Origin of the sequence: Bradyrhizobium agreste, assembly GCF_016031625.1 — a bacterium.
GTDB lineage: Bacteria > Pseudomonadota > Alphaproteobacteria > Rhizobiales > Xanthobacteraceae > Bradyrhizobium > Bradyrhizobium agreste.
This window is the reverse complement of record NZ_JACCHP010000021.1, coordinates 62,003-78,693: the sequence shown is the minus strand read 5'-3', so window position 1 is coordinate 78,693 and position 16,691 is coordinate 62,003. Positions and strand designations below refer to the sequence as shown.

14 protein-coding genes are annotated in these 16,691 nt (G+C 65.6%); 10 read left to right on the top strand and 4 right to left on the bottom strand.

Annotated features, from left to right (window positions below; all coding sequences use genetic code 11):
* The first annotated feature begins 243 nt into the window (after nucleotides 1-243).
* Both HZZ13_RS27595 and HZZ13_RS27590 read left to right on the top strand, forming a co-directional pair.
* Nucleotides 244-753 carry an OsmC family protein gene (locus HZZ13_RS27595; protein ID WP_197962668.1) on the top strand — a complete coding sequence of 170 codons (510 nt, stop codon included), beginning with the start codon at nucleotides 244-246 and terminating at the stop codon, nucleotides 751-753.
* 207 nt (nucleotides 754-960) lie between these two features.
* The gene (locus HZZ13_RS27590; protein WP_197962667.1) at nucleotides 961-1,764 is read left to right on the top strand and encodes a hypothetical protein; all 804 of its coding nucleotides are present in this window, start codon (nucleotides 961-963) and stop codon (nucleotides 1,762-1,764) included.
* 136 nt (nucleotides 1,765-1,900) lie between these two features.
* Here the strand turns inward: HZZ13_RS27590 and mutS are convergent, their stop codons facing one another.
* The gene (gene mutS, locus HZZ13_RS27585; RefSeq protein WP_197962665.1) at nucleotides 1,901-4,639 is read right to left on the bottom strand and encodes a DNA mismatch repair protein MutS; all 2,739 of its coding nucleotides are present in this window, start codon (nucleotides 4,637-4,639) and stop codon (nucleotides 1,901-1,903) included.
* A gap of 322 nt (nucleotides 4,640-4,961) precedes the next feature.
* On the opposite strand from mutS, the gene pcaF reads away from it, so the two are divergent.
* From pcaF to HZZ13_RS27555, 6 genes are all read left to right on the top strand, one after another.
* Nucleotides 4,962-6,170, top strand: coding sequence for a 3-oxoadipyl-CoA thiolase (pcaF, locus tag HZZ13_RS27580; protein ID WP_197962664.1), 1,209 nt, complete (start codon nucleotides 4,962-4,964; stop codon nucleotides 6,168-6,170).
* A gap of 73 nt (nucleotides 6,171-6,243) precedes the next feature.
* A complete protein-coding gene (locus HZZ13_RS27575; RefSeq protein ID WP_197962663.1) occupies nucleotides 6,244-7,137 on the top strand; it encodes a dioxygenase family protein in 894 nt (297 codons plus the stop codon).
* Between the two features lie 124 nt (nucleotides 7,138-7,261).
* Complete coding sequence (gene pcaH, locus HZZ13_RS27570; protein WP_197962662.1) at nucleotides 7,262-7,963, top strand: protocatechuate 3,4-dioxygenase subunit beta; 702 nt, start codon at nucleotides 7,262-7,264, stop codon at nucleotides 7,961-7,963.
* Nucleotides 7,964-8,566, top strand: coding sequence for a protocatechuate 3,4-dioxygenase subunit alpha (pcaG, locus tag HZZ13_RS27565; RefSeq protein WP_197962661.1), 603 nt, complete (start codon nucleotides 7,964-7,966; stop codon nucleotides 8,564-8,566).
* 282 nt (nucleotides 8,567-8,848) lie between these two features.
* On the top strand, nucleotides 8,849-10,537 hold the full coding sequence (locus HZZ13_RS27560) for a methyl-accepting chemotaxis protein (protein ID WP_197962660.1): 1,689 nt from the start codon (nucleotides 8,849-8,851) through the stop codon (nucleotides 10,535-10,537).
* A gap of 248 nt (nucleotides 10,538-10,785) precedes the next feature.
* Nucleotides 10,786-11,667 (top strand): phosphotransferase, encoded by an 882-nt coding sequence (locus HZZ13_RS27555; protein ID WP_311972756.1) that lies wholly within the window; start codon nucleotides 10,786-10,788, stop codon nucleotides 11,665-11,667.
* Between the two features lie 143 nt (nucleotides 11,668-11,810).
* Here the strand turns inward: HZZ13_RS27555 and HZZ13_RS27550 are convergent, their stop codons facing one another.
* Genes HZZ13_RS27550 through HZZ13_RS27540 form a run of 3 tightly spaced genes read right to left on the bottom strand, consistent with a single transcriptional unit; the run spans nucleotide 11,811 to nucleotide 15,041 of the window.
* Nucleotides 11,811-13,367 carry an MDR family MFS transporter gene (locus tag HZZ13_RS27550; protein ID WP_197962658.1) on the bottom strand — a complete coding sequence of 519 codons (1,557 nt, stop codon included), beginning with the start codon at nucleotides 13,365-13,367 and terminating at the stop codon, nucleotides 11,811-11,813.
* 35 nt (nucleotides 13,368-13,402) lie between these two features.
* Nucleotides 13,403-14,566, bottom strand: a complete 1,164-nt coding sequence (locus HZZ13_RS27545; RefSeq protein WP_197962657.1) for an HlyD family secretion protein — start codon at nucleotides 14,564-14,566, stop codon at nucleotides 13,403-13,405.
* Nucleotides 14,559-15,041, bottom strand: coding sequence for a MarR family winged helix-turn-helix transcriptional regulator (locus HZZ13_RS27540; RefSeq protein ID WP_197962656.1), 483 nt, complete (start codon nucleotides 15,039-15,041; stop codon nucleotides 14,559-14,561). The genes HZZ13_RS27545 and HZZ13_RS27540 overlap by 8 nt, the downstream gene beginning before the upstream one ends.
* A gap of 156 nt (nucleotides 15,042-15,197) precedes the next feature.
* Here HZZ13_RS27540 and HZZ13_RS27535 point away from each other — a divergent pair, with 156 nt between their 5' ends.
* Nucleotides 15,198-15,692, top strand: a complete 495-nt coding sequence (locus HZZ13_RS27535; protein ID WP_197962654.1) for a Fur family transcriptional regulator — start codon at nucleotides 15,198-15,200, stop codon at nucleotides 15,690-15,692.
* A 36-nt stretch (nucleotides 15,693-15,728) separates the two neighbouring features.
* Nucleotides 15,729-16,682: a DMT family transporter gene (locus HZZ13_RS27530; RefSeq protein WP_197962653.1), complete on the top strand. Its 954-nt coding sequence runs from the start codon at nucleotides 15,729-15,731 to the stop codon at nucleotides 16,680-16,682.
* Nucleotides 16,683-16,691 lie beyond the last annotated feature (9 nt).

The following is a 16,691-nucleotide window of genomic DNA, read 5'->3' as shown; positions in this document are numbered from 1 at the left end:
TCTCACCGGATATAAGAGGTGACAGGCGCTGTCACGAGACATTCGCAACGGGACGACCGGCGAGTTTCGCCACGCAGATGAATCGGCCCCGACCCCCGTATCGGCGGCCCGGGTAACGTCATGAATGTGCTCAGATTTTTCTCTTGGATCCCGGCTGCTCATGACTGCCTCCACCAATCATGGGCTGACACCAAACCAATAGCCCTCTATACCGCTCGTCGATATCCCCCGGGAGAGAACAAGATGGACGCCGCAGAGCTGCGCCAGATGCAGGCCCCGATCAAGGAGCGCTACAAGACCGATCCCAAGGCTGCGCTGATCACGCTGAAGGCCAAGGGCTCCACCGACAGCGACGGTATCGCCTGCAAGGTCGAGACCGGCCGCGCCATCGCAACGGCCGGCCTCCACCCTGCCACCGGCGGCTCCGGCCTCGAGCTCTGCTCCGGCGACATGCTGCTCGAAGCCCTGGTCGCCTGTGCCGGCGTCACGCTGAAATCGGTCGCGACCGCGATCGAGGTGCCCTTGAAGACCGGCAACGTCTATGCCGAGGGCGATCTCGATTTCCGCGGCACGCTCGGCATCGACAAGGAGGCCCCAGTGGGTTTTGCCGAAATTCGCCTGCGCTTCGAGGTCGACACGTCAGCGCCGCAGGACAAGCTCGATCTGCTGCTCAAGCTCACCGAGCGATATTGCGTGGTCTACCAGACCATCAAGAACGGCCCGAAGGTTTCGGTGTCGATGCAGCGGATGTGACTCTCTTACCCTCCCCTGGAGGGCTCCGGGACGAGCGTAGCTCGCCCGTGGTCAATCGCGCGCAGCGCGAGCGGGGTGGGGTGATCTCTCCACTCGGGCGCCGTATCCGTCGAGAGACTGTCACCCACCCCGTTTCATATTTCGCTGCGCTCAATATGAGCCGACCCTCCCCCTCCAGGGCCCTCCAGGGGAGGGTAAGAAGAAAAAATGTCCCTCGACCTCCTCTTCCTCCTCTTCCTGCTCCTGCGCATGGCGATCGCGGCGGCGTTCGTGGTGACGGCGTCGATCATCACCGAACGCTCCGGACCGGTGATCGGCGCGCTGATCGCGACCCTGCCGGTCTCGGCCGGGCCGTCCTACGTCTTTCTTGCGATCGATCATGACGCCACGTTCATCGCGCAGGGCGCGCTCGCCAGCCTGCCGGTCAATGCGGCGACGATCTTCATGTGCCTCACCTACGTTGTGCTGTCGCAGCGGCACACTCTCGTGGTGAGTTGCGGAAGCGCTTTCGCGGTATGGATCGGGATGGCCTCGATCATCCGCCAGTTCGACTGGTCGCTCACGGCGGGGCTTGCCGCCAACCTGATCGCATTCGGCATCTGCATTCCACTGCTCGCGCGCTATCGCCATGTGAAGATGCCGCTGGTGTCGCGCCGCTGGTACGATGTGCCGATGCGCGCGGCGCTGGTTGCGACCCTCGTCGCCATCGTGGTTTCGACATCGAGCTGGGTCGGCCCGCGCATCAGCGGCATCATCGCGCTCTTTCCCGTGGTGTTCTCCAGCATCATGGTGATCCTGCATCCGCGCATCGGTGGACCGCCGACCGCCGCCGTGCTCGCCAACTCCGCCTGGGGCCTGCTCGGGTTTGGCATGGCGATTGCGGTGCTGCATCTCGGCGCCGCAAACCTTGGCTCCCCGATCGGCCTCAGCATGGGACTTGCCACCTGCATCGTGTGGAATCTGACGTTGTGGTGGCTGGGGCGGAGGAAGAAAGTCGTGCCGGCGAAGTAGCTTGCAGTCATTCCGGGCGATGCGCAGCATCGAACTATGGTGCGCAATTGCGCACCTGAGAATCTCGAGATTCCCCGGTGCGCAATTGCGCACCTGAGGTCTGGTCCTTCGGACCATCCCGGAATGACGGTCTCATCTACGATTTCGGCAGCTTTGCCTTCAGCGCGTACAGCGCGTCGAGCGCCTCGCGCGGCGACATCTCGTCGGGTTGCAGCGCCTTCACCGCTTCCATCAACTGCTCGGCCTCGCTCGGCGGCGCGGCTTCAGTGGCGGCGCGCGTGGGCACCGCGAACAGCGGCAGATCGTCGACGAGCGCTCGCGCGGTCTGGCCGCGGTCCTGCGCCTCCAGCTTCGACAGCACCGATTTGGCGCGCGTGATCACCGCCGGCGGCAGGCCCGCGAGTTTCGCCACCTGGATGCCGTAGGAGCGGTCGGCCGAGCCCGGCAGCACCTCGTGCAGGAACACGACGTTGCCCTGCCATTCCTTCACCCGCACCGTGGCGTTGAACATGCGCGGCAGTTTTGCCGCGAGCGCGGTCAGCTCGTGATAATGCGTCGCGAACAAGGTGCGGCAGCGGTTGCTCTCGTGCAGATGTTCGATCGCGGCCCATGCAATGGAGAGGCCATCGAAGGTCGCGGTGCCGCGGCCGATCTCGTCGAGAATGACGAGCGAGCGCTCGCCGGCCTGGTTCAGGATCGCCGCGGTCTCGACCATTTCCACCATGAAGGTGGAGCGGCCGCGGGCGAGATCGTCGGCTGCGCCGACGCGCGAGAACAGGCGGTCGACGATGCCGATGCGCGCGCGCGTGGCCGGCACGAAGCTGCCGATCTGGGCCATCAAGGCGATCAGCGCGTTCTGGCGCAGGAAGGTCGATTTACCGGCCATGTTGGGACCGGTCAGCAGCCAGAGCTGACCTGACTTCTGCGCCGGCGCGGGGGACAGGTCGCAGGCATTGGCGATGAACGGCTCGCCGTTGCGCTTGAGCGCCTGCTCGACCACGGGATGGCGGCCGGCCTCGATGGCAAAGCTGAGCGAACCGTCGACCTCGGGCCGCACATAGTTCTCGTCGACCGCGAGCTTGGCCAGCGAGGTCGCGACGTCGAGCCGCGCAAAGCCCTGCGCCGCGGCGCGCAGGTCGTCGCTGATCGCGAGCGCCTTGCCGCAGAGCCGCTCGAAGATCTCGAGCTCGAGGCCGAGCGCGCGATCGCCGGCATTGGCGATCTTGGCCTCGATCTCGCCGAGCTCGGAGGTGGTGAAGCGCACCTGTCCCGCCAGCGTCTGGCGATGGATGAAGGTCGCGTTCAGCGGTGGCGACATCAGCTTGTCGCCGTGCTGGGCGGTGACCTCGACGAAATAGCCGAGCACGTTGTTGTGTCGGATCTTGAGGCCCTTCACAGAGGTCGCGTCGGCGTAGCGCGCCTGCATCGAGGCGACCACGAGGCGCGAGGCGTCACGCAGGTTTCGCGCTTCGTCCAGTGCCGGCTCGTAGCCCTGGCGGACGAAGCCGCCGTCGCGCTTGATCAGCGGCAGCTGTTCGTCGAGCGCGCTGGCGAACTCGGCAGCAAGCTCGCGCGACGGCCGCTGCAGCGCCGCCATCACCGCCGCGATCTCCTGCGGCGGCTGATCCAGCTCGGAGAGCCGCGTCAGCACCTGGTCGGCGGCGATGATGCCGTCGCGGATGCCGGCGAGGTCGCGTGGTCCGCCCCGGCCGACCGAGAGCCGAGCCAGAGCGCGCGACATGTCGGGCGCGCCGCGCAGGATGCTGCGGATGTCCTCGCGTGCGGCGGAATCGGCCACGAAGGCGCTGACTGCGTCCAAGCGCCTGCCGATCGCCGGCGCATCGGTCAGCGGCGCCGCCAGACGCTGCGCCAGCAGGCGGGAGCCTGCCGAGGTCACGGTGCGGTCAATGGCGTCGAGCAGCGAGCCGCGGCGTTCGCCGGCGAGCGTCCGCGTCAGCTCGAGATTGGCGCGCGTCGCCGGGTCGATCGCCATGGTCGCGCCCGAGGCCTCGCGCGCCGGCGGCGACAGCGGCGGATGCTTGCCGACCTGGGTGCGGTCGACATAGGTGACGGCGGCGGCCGCGGCGGTGGCTTCCAGGCGCGTCAGCTGCGCGAGCCCGTCCATGGTCGCGACGGCAAAGTAGTCGCACAGGCGCTTCTCGGCGGTGGCGCCGTCGAAGACGTCGCGGGTCAGCGGCGTCACCGCCGGCAGCTCGCGCAGGATCTGGCCGAGCTCGTTGTCGCCAAAGAGCGCGTCGGTGACGATCGCCTCGTTCGGGTTGATGCGCGCCAGCGTCGCGGCGAGCTCGCCGCCCGAGACCTCGGTGACCATGAATTCGGCGGTCGAGATGTCGATCCAGGCAAGGCCGAAGCGGTCGCCGCCGGCGCTGGAGCGGGCGCGCGCGATCGCCAGCAGGTAATTGTTGGCACGCGCATCCAGCAGCGTGTCCTCGGTCAGGGTGCCCGGCGTCACCAGCCGCACCACGCCGCGGCGCACCACGCTCTTGTTGCCGCGCGCTTTCGCCGCCGCGGGATCCTCGGTCTGCTCGCACACCGCGACCCGGTGCCCGGCGCTGATGAGACGATGCAGATAATCCTCGGCGCGCTCGACCGGCACGCCGCACATCGGGATATCCGCGCCCTGGTGCTTGCCGCGCTTGGTCAGGACGATGCCGAGCGTCTTTGAAGCGATCTCGGCGTCCTCGAAGAACAATTCGTAGAAGTCGCCCATCCGGTAGAACAGCAGCAAGCCCTGATGCGCGGCCTTGATCTCCAGATACTGCTCCATCATCGGCGTGACGCGCGCGGCAGCCTCGGCCTGCGGCGCGGGCGCTTCGTCGGCGGGCGGAACTTGTATCGGCTGTTGCATCGTCATGGGCGGCGCAACCTACAAAATTTCGGCACCTGCTCCTATTTGCTTTGGCCGGGGAGGGGAGGTTTTCCACGTTGTCCGCGTGAGGGCGCGAGGTGCTGCCACATTCTCGGTCGTCATTCCGGGATGCGCCGGCAGGCGCAGACCCGGAATCCATCGGGCCGCACGTCACGCTGACAAATGGATTCCGGGTTCGCGCCAAATGGCGCGCCCCGGAATGACGTCTGCCCCGCGAAACCGTCAATTGACCTGCCGCGGGCGCCCTCCTAAAACTCCGCCGACATTGAAGAATTTGGCCGAACCGCGGCATTCAGGGAGAACAACGATGCGTGACGTCTTTATCTGCGATGCCGTGCGGACCCCGATCGGCCGTTTCGGCGGCTCGCTCGCCAAGGTGCGTGCCGACGATCTCGCCGCCGCCCCGATCAAGGCGCTGATGGCCAAGCACCCCAATCTCGACTGGGCGCAGGTGGACGAAGTCTTCTTCGGCTGCGCCAACCAGGCCGGCGAGGACAATCGCAACGTCGCGCGCATGGCGCTGCTGCTGGCGGGCTTGCCGGATTCGGTTCCCGGCCAGACCCTGAACCGGCTCTGCGCCTCCGGCCTCGATGCGGTCGGCGCCGCCGGCCGCGCCATCCGTTCCGGCGAGATCGAGCTCGCAATTGCCGGCGGCGTCGAGTCGATGACCCGCGCGCCCTTCGTGATGGGCAAGGCGCAGGAGGCCTTCTCGCGCTCGGCCGAGATCTTCGACACCACCATCGGCTGGCGCTTCATCAATCCGCTGCTCAAGGCGCAGTACGGCGTCGATGCGATGCCGGAAACCGGCGAGAACGTTGCCGAGGAGTTCCAGGTCTCGCGCGCCGATCAGGATGCCTTCGCCATCCGCTCGCAGCAGCGGGCAGGCGCCGCGATTGCGGCGGGCTATTTCGCGGAAGAAATCACGCCCATCACGATTCCGGGCGGCAAGGCCGGTCCTGTTACGGTCGACAAGGACGAGCATCCGCGCCCCGAGACCACGCTTGAAGGCCTCGCCAAGCTGAAGCCGATCGTGCGCAATCCCGGCACCGTGACGGCCGGTAACGCCTCCGGCGTCAATGACGGCGCTGCCGCCATGATCCTGGCCTCGGAAGCGGCCGTGAAGAAGCACGGCCTGACGCCGCGGGCGCGCATTCTCGGGCTCGCCTCGGCCGGCGTGCCGCCGCGCATCATGGGCATCGGCCCGGTGCCGGCGACCCGCAAGCTGATGGAACGGCTCGGCAAGAAGATCAGCGATTTCGACCTGATCGAACTCAATGAGGCCTTCGCCTCGCAGGGCATTGCCTGCCTGCGCCAGCTCGGCGTCAAGGACGATGCCGATTTCGTCAATCCGCACGGTGGCGCCATCGCGCTCGGCCATCCGCTCGGCATGAGCGGCGCCCGCCTCGCACTCACTGCCGTGCACGGCATGGAGAAGCGCGGCGGCAAGCTCGCGCTCGCCACCATGTGCGTCGGCGTCGGCCAGGGCGTCGCGGTTGCGATCGAGAAGCTGAACTGACGGGACGCTGCGCGTCCATCATCCCGGAGCCGGGTGCTAGCCCGGCCATGACGCAAGGTGAGAGGACCGTCCCATGATCATCGAGCGCGAGCAGGACGTCACGGCCGCGGCACTGGCGGTGATGGAGCGGACGTCCGATCCGCGGCTGCGCGAGATCATGGTCTCCCTGGTCAAGCATTTGCACGCCTTCGTCCGCGATGTCAGGCTGACCGAGAAGGAGTTCCGCGACGCCACGGCGATCGTGGCCGAGCTCGGCAAGCTGACCACCGACACGCATAACGAAGTCGTGCTGATGGCGGGGTCGCTCGGCGTCTCCTCACTGGTGTGCCTGCTCAACAATGGCGATCACGGCAATACGGAGACCGATCAATCGTTACTCGGGCCGTTCTGGCGGTTGAATTCGCCCCGGGTCGAGAATGGCGGATCGATCGTGCGCTCGGAGACACCGGGCGCGCCGCTGTTCGTCAGCGCCCGTGTCGTGGACAAGGATGGTCGTCCGGTCGCCGGGGCGGAAGTCGATGTCTGGCACGCCTCGCCGGTCGGTCTCTACGAGAACCAGGACCCCGAGCAGGCCGACATGAACCTGCGCGGCAAGTTCACGACCGATTCAGACGGGCGCTTCGCGTTCCGCTCGGTGATGATGGTCGGCTATCCCATTCCGACCGATGGTGTCGTCGGCCGCCTGCTCGCGGCGCAGGGCCGCCACCCCTACCGTCCCGCGCATCTGCACGCCCTGATCTTCAAGCCAGGATTCAAGGTGCTGATCTCGCAGGTGTATGATCCGAGCGACCCCCATATCGACAGCGACGTGCAATTCGGTGTGACACGGGCGCTGATCGGCAAATTCGTGCGCCACGATACGCCGCATCCGACGGCGAAGGACGCCTCCATGCCTTGGTATTCGCTCGACCATACCTACCGGCTCGAGGTCGGAGAGGCCGTGCTTCCGCGGGCGCCGATCAGGTAGGAGCGGCCGGCTGCCATGCGCGGGGAACGCCGCTAAACCGGCTTTCCCAAATTAGTTATATCCTATAATGATTGGTGAAAGCGTTGACCGGCCGGAGCGAAAATGGCCGGGGAGGAGTTCGCCAATGACATTCATCTATCCGACCGGCAGCAACGCGGCGCATCCGCTGCCGCTGTCGCCCGACTACAAGAGCTCGATCAAGCGCGCGCCGAACAAGCCCTTGATCCCGATGCCCCATACGCTGTCGGAACTGACCGGGCCGGTCTACGGCCACGAGACCGTGCGCGAGGGCGACAACGATCTGACCACCCAACACAGTGGCGAGCCGATCGGCGAGCGCATCATCGTGCACGGCCATGTGCGCGACGAGGACGGCCGCGGCGTGCCGAACTCGCTCGTCGAGATCTGGCAGGCCAATTCCTGCGGCCGTTATGTCCACGTCCGCGATCAGCATCCGGCGCCGCTCGATCCGAATTTCACCGGCGCGGGCCGCACCGTGAGCGATGCGTCCGGCTATTATCGCTTCGTCACCATCAAGCCCGGCGCCTATCCCTGGGGCAATCACCACAATGCCTGGCGGCCTGCGCACATCCATCTCTCGGTGTTCGGCTATTCCTTCGTCACCCGCCTCGTGACGCAGATGTATTTTCCGAACGATCCCTTGTTCCCGTTCGACCCAATCTTCAACTCTGTGCCCGACGAGAAGGCGCGGGCGCGGATGGTGTCGTCGTTCGACCTAGAGAATACCCAGCCCGAATGGGCGCTGTGCTACCGCTTTGACATCGTGCTGCGCGGCAAGAACGCCACACCCATGGAGAACCATTAAGTGCAAGAGTCCGTGAAGCCCGACGGGATCACCCCATCGCAGACCGTCGGTCCGTTCTTCAAATACGGCCTGACGCCGACTGGCGAGTACGCCTGGAACGACGCGTTCACCAATTCGACGCTGACCCCGGACGTCTCAGGCGACCGCATCCGCATCGAGGGCAGGGTGTTCGACGGCGACGGCGTTGCCGTGCCGGACGCCATGCTGGAGATCTGGCAGGCGGATGCGCAGGGCCGCTTCGCCGATCCCCAGGACAAGCGCGCGCTGCCGAATGCGAGCTTCCGCGGCTTTGCCCGCTGCGGCACCGACAAGGAGGGCAATTATTCTTTCGAGACCATCAAGCCGGGCGCGGTGCCCGATCCCGCTGGCCAGCCGCAGGCGCCGCACATCCTGGTTGCGGTGTTTGGCCGCGGCATGCTTAGGCACCTCTACACCCGCATCTATTTCAGCGATGAAGCCGGCAACGCCGCCGATCCCGTGCTGGCGCTGGTGCCTGCCGATCGCCGCGCCACGCTCATGGCGGTCCGCGAGGCCGGCAAGCCGGTGTACCGGCTCGACCTGCACTTGCAGGGCGACAACGAGACGGTGTTCTTCGACGTGTGAAGGCAAGCCGTGCCGGGGAGGCCTGCGCCTCGGCACGCCTAGCTCATTCGGCGCATCTATCTCATTCGGCGCATCGGACTCGGCGCTGCGCCGCCCCGTCAGACTCAAACGTTCTTTTTGGGCGTCTATGCGTCAGCCTCGCTGACTCAATACCGATGACCTGACGTCCAAATCCCGTATTCGTGCGGGGTTCGTGAAATACAATTTCGGCGCGAAGCAATCCCGTATTTACCGTATTGGTCTAGTGTGACGGGAGTTTCGACGTCGACCTGGATTGTTTTCATGAAATTTCGTTTGTCCTTGTCCTCTGCGATCGTTGCGTTCGGCATCGTTCTCGCCATTGGCTTTGCCGCTGTGGTTTCAACCAGCCTGTACGCCCTAAAAGAGCTTAAGGTCGGCGGTCCGCTCTATTCCGACATCAAGCTCGGCAACGACCTCATCGCCGACATCCTGCCGCCGCCCGAATACGTTATCGAAGCCTATCTCGAGGCGACGCTGGCCATGCGCGAGCCGGATCAGCTGGCGGCGCACGGCGAACGCCTGGTCCAGCTTCGCAAGGACTACGACGAGCGCAAGGCGTTCTGGGTCTCCTCCAGCCTCTCGGCCGACCTCAAGACCGCGCTGGTGTCGAAATCCGATGCGGAGGTGCAGAAATTCTGGAAGGCGTCGGATCAGCTTCTGGCGGCGCTCAAGGCCAAGGACGCGGCGGCCTCCGAGCGCGCCTATGCGCAGCTCAAGGAGGCCTATACCGCGCACCGCGCCGTCATCGACAGCATCGTCGACAGTGCGAACAAGCAGAATGCTGCCATGGAGAAGCTGGCCGCGGACCGCGACAGCGCGATGCTCTATATCCTGCTCGGCGTCTCCATTGCCGTCCTCGCCTTCGTTACCGCCGGCCTGCTCGGTGTTGCCCTCGGCGTGGTGCGCCCGATCGTGCGCATGACCGACACGATGCAGAAGCTCGCGACCGGCGATCTCGCCGCCGACATTCCGTTCGCGCAGCGCCAGGACGAGGTCGGCTCGATGGCGGGCGCGCTCGTGGTGTTCAAGCAGGCGGCGGTCGAGAATTCCCGTCTGCGCGAGGAGCAGTTGCGGCAGGAGCAGGCGGCGGCGCTCGCCAAGCGCTCCGCCCTGCACCAGATGGCCGAAACGGTCGAGCGCGAGACCGGCCGCTCGGTCGATACCGCGACTGCGGCGACGCAGGGCGTGGAGCAAGCCGCTTCCGGCCTCTCCGAGATCGCAAAGTCGCTCTCGGCGCAGTCGCAGGCGGTCGCAGCGGCCTCGACGCAGGCGCTCGGCAGCTCGCAGGCCGTCTCCGCTGCGGCCGAAGAACTAAGCGCCTCGATCCGCGAGATCGCGAGCCAGGTCGCGCGGACCAGCACCGTCACCAAATCGGCGGTCGCCGGCCGCGAGCAGGCGCGTTCGACCATTCAGGCGCTGGCCGGATCGGTGAAGAAGATCGCGGAGGTCTCCGACCTCATCGGCGGCATCGCAGGCCAGACCAACCTCCTCGCGCTCAACGCGACGATCGAGGCGGCGCGCGCGGGCGAGGCCGGCCGCGGCTTCGCGGTGGTTGCCGCCGAGGTGAAATCCCTGTCCGACCAGACCGCCAAGTCCACCGAGGAGATCGGGCGGCTGATTGCCGAGATCCAGGCCTCGACGCAGGCCGCGGTCGATGCCGTCGAAGCCATGGGAGGCCACATCGTCGAGATCGATGGCGTGGCGACCTCGGTCGCTGCGGCGATGGAACAGCAGGATGCCGCGACCCGGGAGATCACGCGGTCGATTTCCGAATCGGCCTCCGCGGCGAAGGAGGTCTCCGCCAAGATCGGCGACGTCAGCCGCGATGCCGCCTCCGTCAACGCGCGCGCCGCGGACGTGAGGCAGGCGATCGCCGGGATGGCGGCCAATCTCGAGCAGCTGCGCTCGGTCGTGGTGCGAACCGTGCGCGACTCGACCGCCGCCGCGTGAGCCGGCGGTAGCCGCTGGTGCCCGGGCAGGTGATCGTGCAGTATTATGGCGCGGGACAGGGGCATCGTGGTTCATGACATCTCCACAATTGCCGGCGGTCGTTGAGCCCGCCCGACTGACGGCCGCGCTGCGCAAGGCGGATGCGCTGGACGCCGGCGCCGTGCGCGAGGTGAAGGTGCTGCATCAGCGCGACACCGTGGTGTCGCATATCGTCAGGCTTCGACTGCGCTACGTCGGCGAATCCGCCGGTGCTCCGCAGTCGCTGGTCCCCCAATTCCGCGTTCGCCAAGCGCCTCGCCAATGGCGGCCGGCGCGAGGTGGACTATTACACGCAGCTGGTGCCGCAGATGCCGCCGGGACTCGTGCCGCGCTGCTTTGACGGACATTTCGACGAGGACAGCCTCGCCTGGCATCTGCTGCTGGAGGATCTCACCGACAGCCACGAGGTCGCGACAACCTGGCCGGTGCCGCCGTCGCGCGCGCAGACGTTCGCCATCGTCACCACGCTGGCGCGCTGGCATGCAGCCTGGTGGGACCATCCGAGCCTAGGCGACAGCGTCGGCACCTGGGCGAGCGTGGAGGAGAGCGCGCAACGCATGGAGACGTTCGCGGGGCATTACGATCGCTTTGCCGATCTGCTCGGCGATCGCCTCGGCGAGGAGCGGCGGATCCTCTATCGTCGGCTCATCGATCAGTCGGAGCGGCTGTCGCAGCGTTACCATTCACGCCGCCACCTCAGCATCACGCATGGCGACGCCCATGTCTGGAATTTCCTGCTGCCGCGCACGGGCGTCGATGACACCGTGCGCATCTTCGATTTCGATCTTTGGAGCATCAACGTTCCGACCCACGACCTCGCCTACATGATGGCGATGCATTGGTATCCGGAACGCCGGCAGGCGCTCGAACGGCTGCTGCTCAATCTCTACCACGACACACTGGTCGAGAGCGGCATCACCGGCTACACGCGCGGCGCGCTCGATCGCGACTACCGCTGGGCGGTGCTCTGGCAGATCACGCGGCCGGTCTGGCAGTGGAGCATCAACATCCCGCCGCTGATCTGGTGGAACAATCTGGAGCGCGTGTTTGCGGCCGTGGATGATTTGGGCTGCGAGGAGCTGTTGGGATGATCTCTCGTGCCCCGGACGCAGCGCAGCACGTAAGTGATGCGCTGCTGAGCCGGGCCCAGGTCCGACAGCAGAATGGGTCCCGGTTCTGCGGCGCATCGCTACGCGCTGCACCGCGCCCGGGACACGAGACCGCCAGCCGGTGCCTACTCCATCACCGCATGCTCCGGCCCCGCCGCCTGCTTGCGCAGCGTGGCCTTGGTCGAGCCGATCAACAGAGCGAGCGGGATGGTGCAGAGAACGAAGAGCATCACCAGCTGGTAGTCGTGTGCGAAGGCGATGATCTGCGCCTGCACGCTGACCATCCGGTCGGCCATGGCGCGGCCGGCATCGGTGGACAGATTGATGAGGCCGCGGACATCAGGCATCTGCAGCGCGTGGTTGAACGGGTTGACGTGCTCGGAGAGGATCGCGTAGGTCCGCCGCGTGCCCTGCGTCAATTGGGCGATGACGATGGAAATACCGACCGAGCTTGCGACGTTGCGCATTAGGGTCAGCATCGCGGTGCCGTCGGTGCGCAGCTCGTTCGACAGCGTCAGGAACGCCACGGTCGAGAGCGGCACGAAGACGAGGCCGAAGCCAAAACCCTGGATGACGCTGACGGTGACGATTTCCGGCACCTGGGTCAGATCGGTCCATCCGGTCATCTGGAACAACGAGCCCGCGGTCAGCGTCAGGCCGGAGATGATCAGCGTGCGCGCCTCGAAGTAGCGCATCATCCGGCCGACCAGCATCATGGCGAAGAAGGTGCCGAGCCCTCGGCTCGCCAGCAAGAGGCCGGCGGTGATGATGGGATAGCCGATCACATTCTGCATGTAGGGCGAGGCCAGCGCCATGGTCGAGAACAGCACGAGCCCCATCACGATCATGAACAGGCAGCCGGTGACGAAGTTGCGGTCCCGGAACAGGGCGAAGCGGATGAACGGGGTCGAGGTCGTGAAGGAATGCGCGAGGAAGAAGTAGAACGCCACGGCCGAGACGATGAACTCGGCGAAAATCTCGTTCGACTCCAGCCAGCCCAATTGCTCGCCGCGGTCGAGTGCGAGCTGCAGCGCGCCGATCGCAGCCGCCAGCGCGGCGAAACCGAACCAGTCGAATCTGAGGCTGAGGTCCTTCCTGGTCTCGTCCATGAAGACGATCAACCCGAGCACCGTGATGAGGCCGAACGGCAGATTGACGAAGAACACCCAGTGCCAGGAATAGGTCTCGGTCAGCCAGGCGCCCAGCGAGGGTCCCATGATCGGACCCATCATCACGCCCATGCCCCAGATCGCCATTGCCTTGGCGCGCTCCTGGAGCGTGTAATAGTCGAGCATGGCCGATTGCGACAGCGGCACCAGGGCGGCGCCGAACACACCTTGCAGCAGGCGGAACAGCACCATCTGGTTGATGTCCTGCGCGAGGCCGCACAGCACCGAGGCCATGGTGAACCCGGCCGAGCAGATGATGAAGATGCGCTTGCGGCCGAAGCGGTTGGCGATCCAGCCCACCGGCGCCGTCATGATCGCGGCGGCGACGATGTAGGAGGTCAGTACCCAGTTGATCTGGTCCTGCGAGGCCGACAGCGTGCCCTGCATGTAGGGCAGCGCGACGTTGGCGATGGTGGTGTCCAGCGCCTGCATGATGGTCGCGGTCATGGCGCAAATCGTCACCATGTTCCGGCGCAGGCCGGGGACCATCAGGCTGGCATTGGGGCCGGACATCGGAACGGTCCTTGCTCTTAGTCCTGGTCTTTGGCCTAGTCTTTATCTTGGCCCGCGGTCGCCGACAGGCCGAGCAGGCCGGCGAGCGAGCGCCGATGGCCGGTGTCGATGGTGGCGTAGACGCTCATGCCGGCTTTCAGCTTCCGCACATATTTGTCGGTCTCGTCGAAATAGATGCGGATCGGCACGCGCTGCACCACCTTGACGAAATTGCCGGTGGCATTTTGCGGCGGCAGGATTGCGAATTGTGCGCCGGTGCCGGGCGAGAGCGAACCGATCTTGCCCTTGAAGACATGATTCGGGAACGCGTCGACCTCGAGCGTGACCGCCTGGCCTTCGGTGACATAGGTGAGATCGCTCTCCTTCGGATTGGCGTCGACCCAGGGATGGGCGACGTCGATGATGGAGAACACCGGCGTGCCGGCGGCGACATAGCGGCCGAGCTGGATCTGCTCGACCTGCGTCGCGACGCCACCCATCGGCGCGCGCAGCACGGTATGGTCGAGATTGCGCTGGGCGTCGTCGAGCTTGGCCTTGGCCTGCACATAGGGAGGAAACTGCTCGAGCGGCAGATCGGGGTTGCCGAGCAGTTGCGTCCTGGCGTTGGACAGCTGCTGCTTGACGAACTGCGTCTGTGCGCCGGCCGTCACCAGCGCGTTGGCGGCGTTGTCGAGATCGAGCTGAGAGCCGAAATTGTTCTTCACCAGCGCCTGCTTGCGCTCGACGTCGCGCTGCTTCAGCTCGACGCCCTGCTGCGCAAGGTTGAGCATGTCGCCGTAGATCTTGATGTTGGCAACGAGGTTGTCGTAGGTCGTGCGCGCCTGGGCGAGCTGCGCCTTGGCTTCATCCACTGCGAGGCGGAATGGAACGGGGTCGATCTCGAACAGCTCGTCGCCCTGCGTAACGACCTGACCTTCTTTCACGACGACTTTCAGGATCTTGCCGGAGATGTCGGGCGTCACCAGCACCTTCTGTGCGCCGACATAGGCATCGTCGGTGCCGACATAGCGGCCCCCATGCAGATAGAAGGTGACGCCGCCGATGGCGACGATCACCGGCAGCACGACCAGGAGCAGGAAACGGCGATAGCGGCGCAGGCCGGCCATCAGGCGCCGGCGCGGATCGGTGCCGGCCTTCTTGGTCGGCTTGCCGCTGTCGCCCTTCTGCTCGGGCTGGAACTTGATGACCTGATCAGCCATAGCGCTGCTCCTTGCGTGCTTGCTCCGCGCCTGATGTCTGGATCGCGGTTCGCACGTTTTCCTTGATGGTCTCGAGTTGGGTGAGGAGGCGGTGCGCATCCGCCGGATTGATGCCGTCGAGTGCGTTCGCGGTGAGCTCCGACTTCAGGCCGCTCATGCGGCCGAGCAGCTGCCGCCCGGCCTTCTTGAGGTAGAGGCGCTTGACCCGCCGATCGGAAGCGTCGCTGCGGCGCTCGATCCAGTCGTTGTCGCAGAGCTTGTCGATCAGCCGCGTCAGGGTGATCGGCTGCATCTCCAGCAGCTCGGCGAGCTCCGACTGCTTCATGCCCTCGCTGCGCTCCACCTTGGCCAGCACCGCCCATTGTGCGCGGGTGATGCCGAAGCGCGACGCCTCCTTGTCGGCGTAGACGCGCAGGAGGCGGTAGAGCTCACCGAGCGTGAACAGGAAATTCTGGTCGACCGACCCGCGCGTCATGAGCTTCGTCTCCAATAAGCTTTGCATATAATAAGCAAGCTTACGATTATTTCAGGGCCGAGTCGCGCGATGCTGTCCCGCGGGAGGAGCATGGCTGGCAGCCGGGCGGCTCGTCGTGCTTTGGGTTCCCCCGCCGAAATGCTAGAAGACGGCTACATGAGCCTCGCAAAGCCGGCATTCCCCGCGCCCGACCATGATCACGGCCGCTGCACCGCGGACGCGCTCGCGCATGCCGAAGTGGTCTGCGAGCAGCGCGCGCAGAAATTCACGCCGATCCGCCGTCAGGTGCTGGGTGCTTTGCTCTCCAGTCACCGCCCGCTCGGCGCCTACGAGATCATCGACGAGCTCGCCAAGTCCATGGCGCGGCCGGCGCCGATCACGGTCTATCGTGCGCTCGATTTCCTGATGGCCAACGGCCTCGTGCACCGCATCGAAAGCCGCAATGCCTATCTCGCCTGCGCCGCCCACGACCACGATTCGACCTCGGCGGTGGCGTTCCTGATCTGCGAGCGCTGCGGCCTGGTCGGCGAGATCCCCTCGTCATCCTTCGCCAAGGACCTCAACGCCGCTGCGCGCAGCTCAGGCTTCGCGCCAAAGCTGTCTGTGGTGGAGATCACGGGCGTCTGCACGCATTGTCAGAAAATGTCTTGAAGCAACAACGGCGCAAAGCCGGATTTTTGGGAAGAAATGTCCGCAACCGAAGCCATACCGTCCGCCGGCCGTCCCCTCAGTGCCGGCGCCATCGCCCTGATGCTCATGCTGTGCCTGACCTGGGGATTCAACCAGATCGCGGTGAAGCTGGTGCTGCCGGACATTCCGCCCATGCTCCAGGCCACCATCCGCTCGATGGGCGCGCTGCCGGTGCTGTTCCTCATCGGCACCTTTCGCGGTGTCAAATTCTTCGAACGTGACGGCACCTGGAAGCCGGGCGTGATCGCCGGGCTGATGTTCGGCATCGAATTCGTGCTGATCTTCCAGGGACTGCGTCTCACCTATGCTTCGCGTGCGGTGGTGTTTCTCTACACGGCGCCGTTCTTCGTTGCGCTCGGCTCCTACCAGGTGCTCGGCGAGCGCCTCGGCGGCTCGCAATGGCTCGGTCTTTCCATCAGTTTTGCCGGCGTGGCGCTTGCGATCGGCGTCCCCCAGCCCAATGTCAATTCGCATGTTCTGCTCGGCGACCTCATGATCGTCGGGGGTGCCGCGCTGTGGGCCGCGACGACGCTGGTTGCCAAGGGCACGCGGCTGCGCTTCGCCGCGCCCGAGAAGGCGCTGGGATATCAGGTCGCGACCTCGGTCCCGATCCTGGGGCTGGCGGCTTGGCTGTTCGGCGAATCCATCACGCACATGCCGGCCCCGCTCTCGCTCGGCCTGATGGCGTTCCAGGCGATCTGGGTGGTGGGAACCACGTTCACGCTTTGGTTCGCGCTGGTGAAGGCCTATTCGGCCAGCAAATTGTCGGCTTTTACCTTCATCACCCCTTTGTTTGGCGTGGTGGGTAGCTATTTCATCATGCACGACAGCCTCAGCCTGACATTCGGGGCCGCAGCGGTCCTTGTAATTGCTGGGCTTTTTCTGGTTAACCGTCCCAGCTCATCAGCTGCGGCGCCGCGCGATGCATTGCTGAACGTCACCAAAACCTGATATTTGGAC

What these genes read in the sequence shown, in the direction of transcription:
- HZZ13_RS27575 (WP_197962663.1), top strand. Translation starts at nt 6,244, where the DNA reads ATGATCATCGAGCGCGAGCAGGACGTCACGGCCGCGGCACTGGCGGTG.
- HZZ13_RS27540 (WP_197962656.1), bottom strand. Translation starts at nt 15,041, where the DNA reads ATGACGCGCGGGTCGGTCGACCAGAATTTCCTGTTCACGCTCGGTGAG.
- HZZ13_RS27590 (WP_197962667.1), top strand. Translation starts at nt 961, where the DNA reads ATGTCCCTCGACCTCCTCTTCCTCCTCTTCCTGCTCCTGCGCATGGCG.
- HZZ13_RS27545 (WP_197962657.1), bottom strand. Translation starts at nt 14,566, where the DNA reads ATGGCTGATCAGGTCATCAAGTTCCAGCCCGAGCAGAAGGGCGACAGC.
- HZZ13_RS27535 (WP_197962654.1), top strand. Translation starts at nt 15,198, where the DNA reads ATGAGCCTCGCAAAGCCGGCATTCCCCGCGCCCGACCATGATCACGGC.
- HZZ13_RS27530 (WP_197962653.1), top strand. Translation starts at nt 15,729, where the DNA reads ATGTCCGCAACCGAAGCCATACCGTCCGCCGGCCGTCCCCTCAGTGCC.
- pcaF (WP_197962664.1), top strand. Translation starts at nt 4,962, where the DNA reads ATGCGTGACGTCTTTATCTGCGATGCCGTGCGGACCCCGATCGGCCGT.
- HZZ13_RS27560 (WP_197962660.1), top strand. Translation starts at nt 8,849, where the DNA reads ATGAAATTTCGTTTGTCCTTGTCCTCTGCGATCGTTGCGTTCGGCATC.
- pcaH (WP_197962662.1), top strand. Translation starts at nt 7,262, where the DNA reads ATGACATTCATCTATCCGACCGGCAGCAACGCGGCGCATCCGCTGCCG.
- mutS (WP_197962665.1), bottom strand. Translation starts at nt 4,639, where the DNA reads ATGACGATGCAACAGCCGATACAAGTTCCGCCCGCCGACGAAGCGCCC.
- HZZ13_RS27550 (WP_197962658.1), bottom strand. Translation starts at nt 13,367, where the DNA reads ATGTCCGGCCCCAATGCCAGCCTGATGGTCCCCGGCCTGCGCCGGAAC.
- HZZ13_RS27595 (WP_197962668.1), top strand. Translation starts at nt 244, where the DNA reads ATGGACGCCGCAGAGCTGCGCCAGATGCAGGCCCCGATCAAGGAGCGC.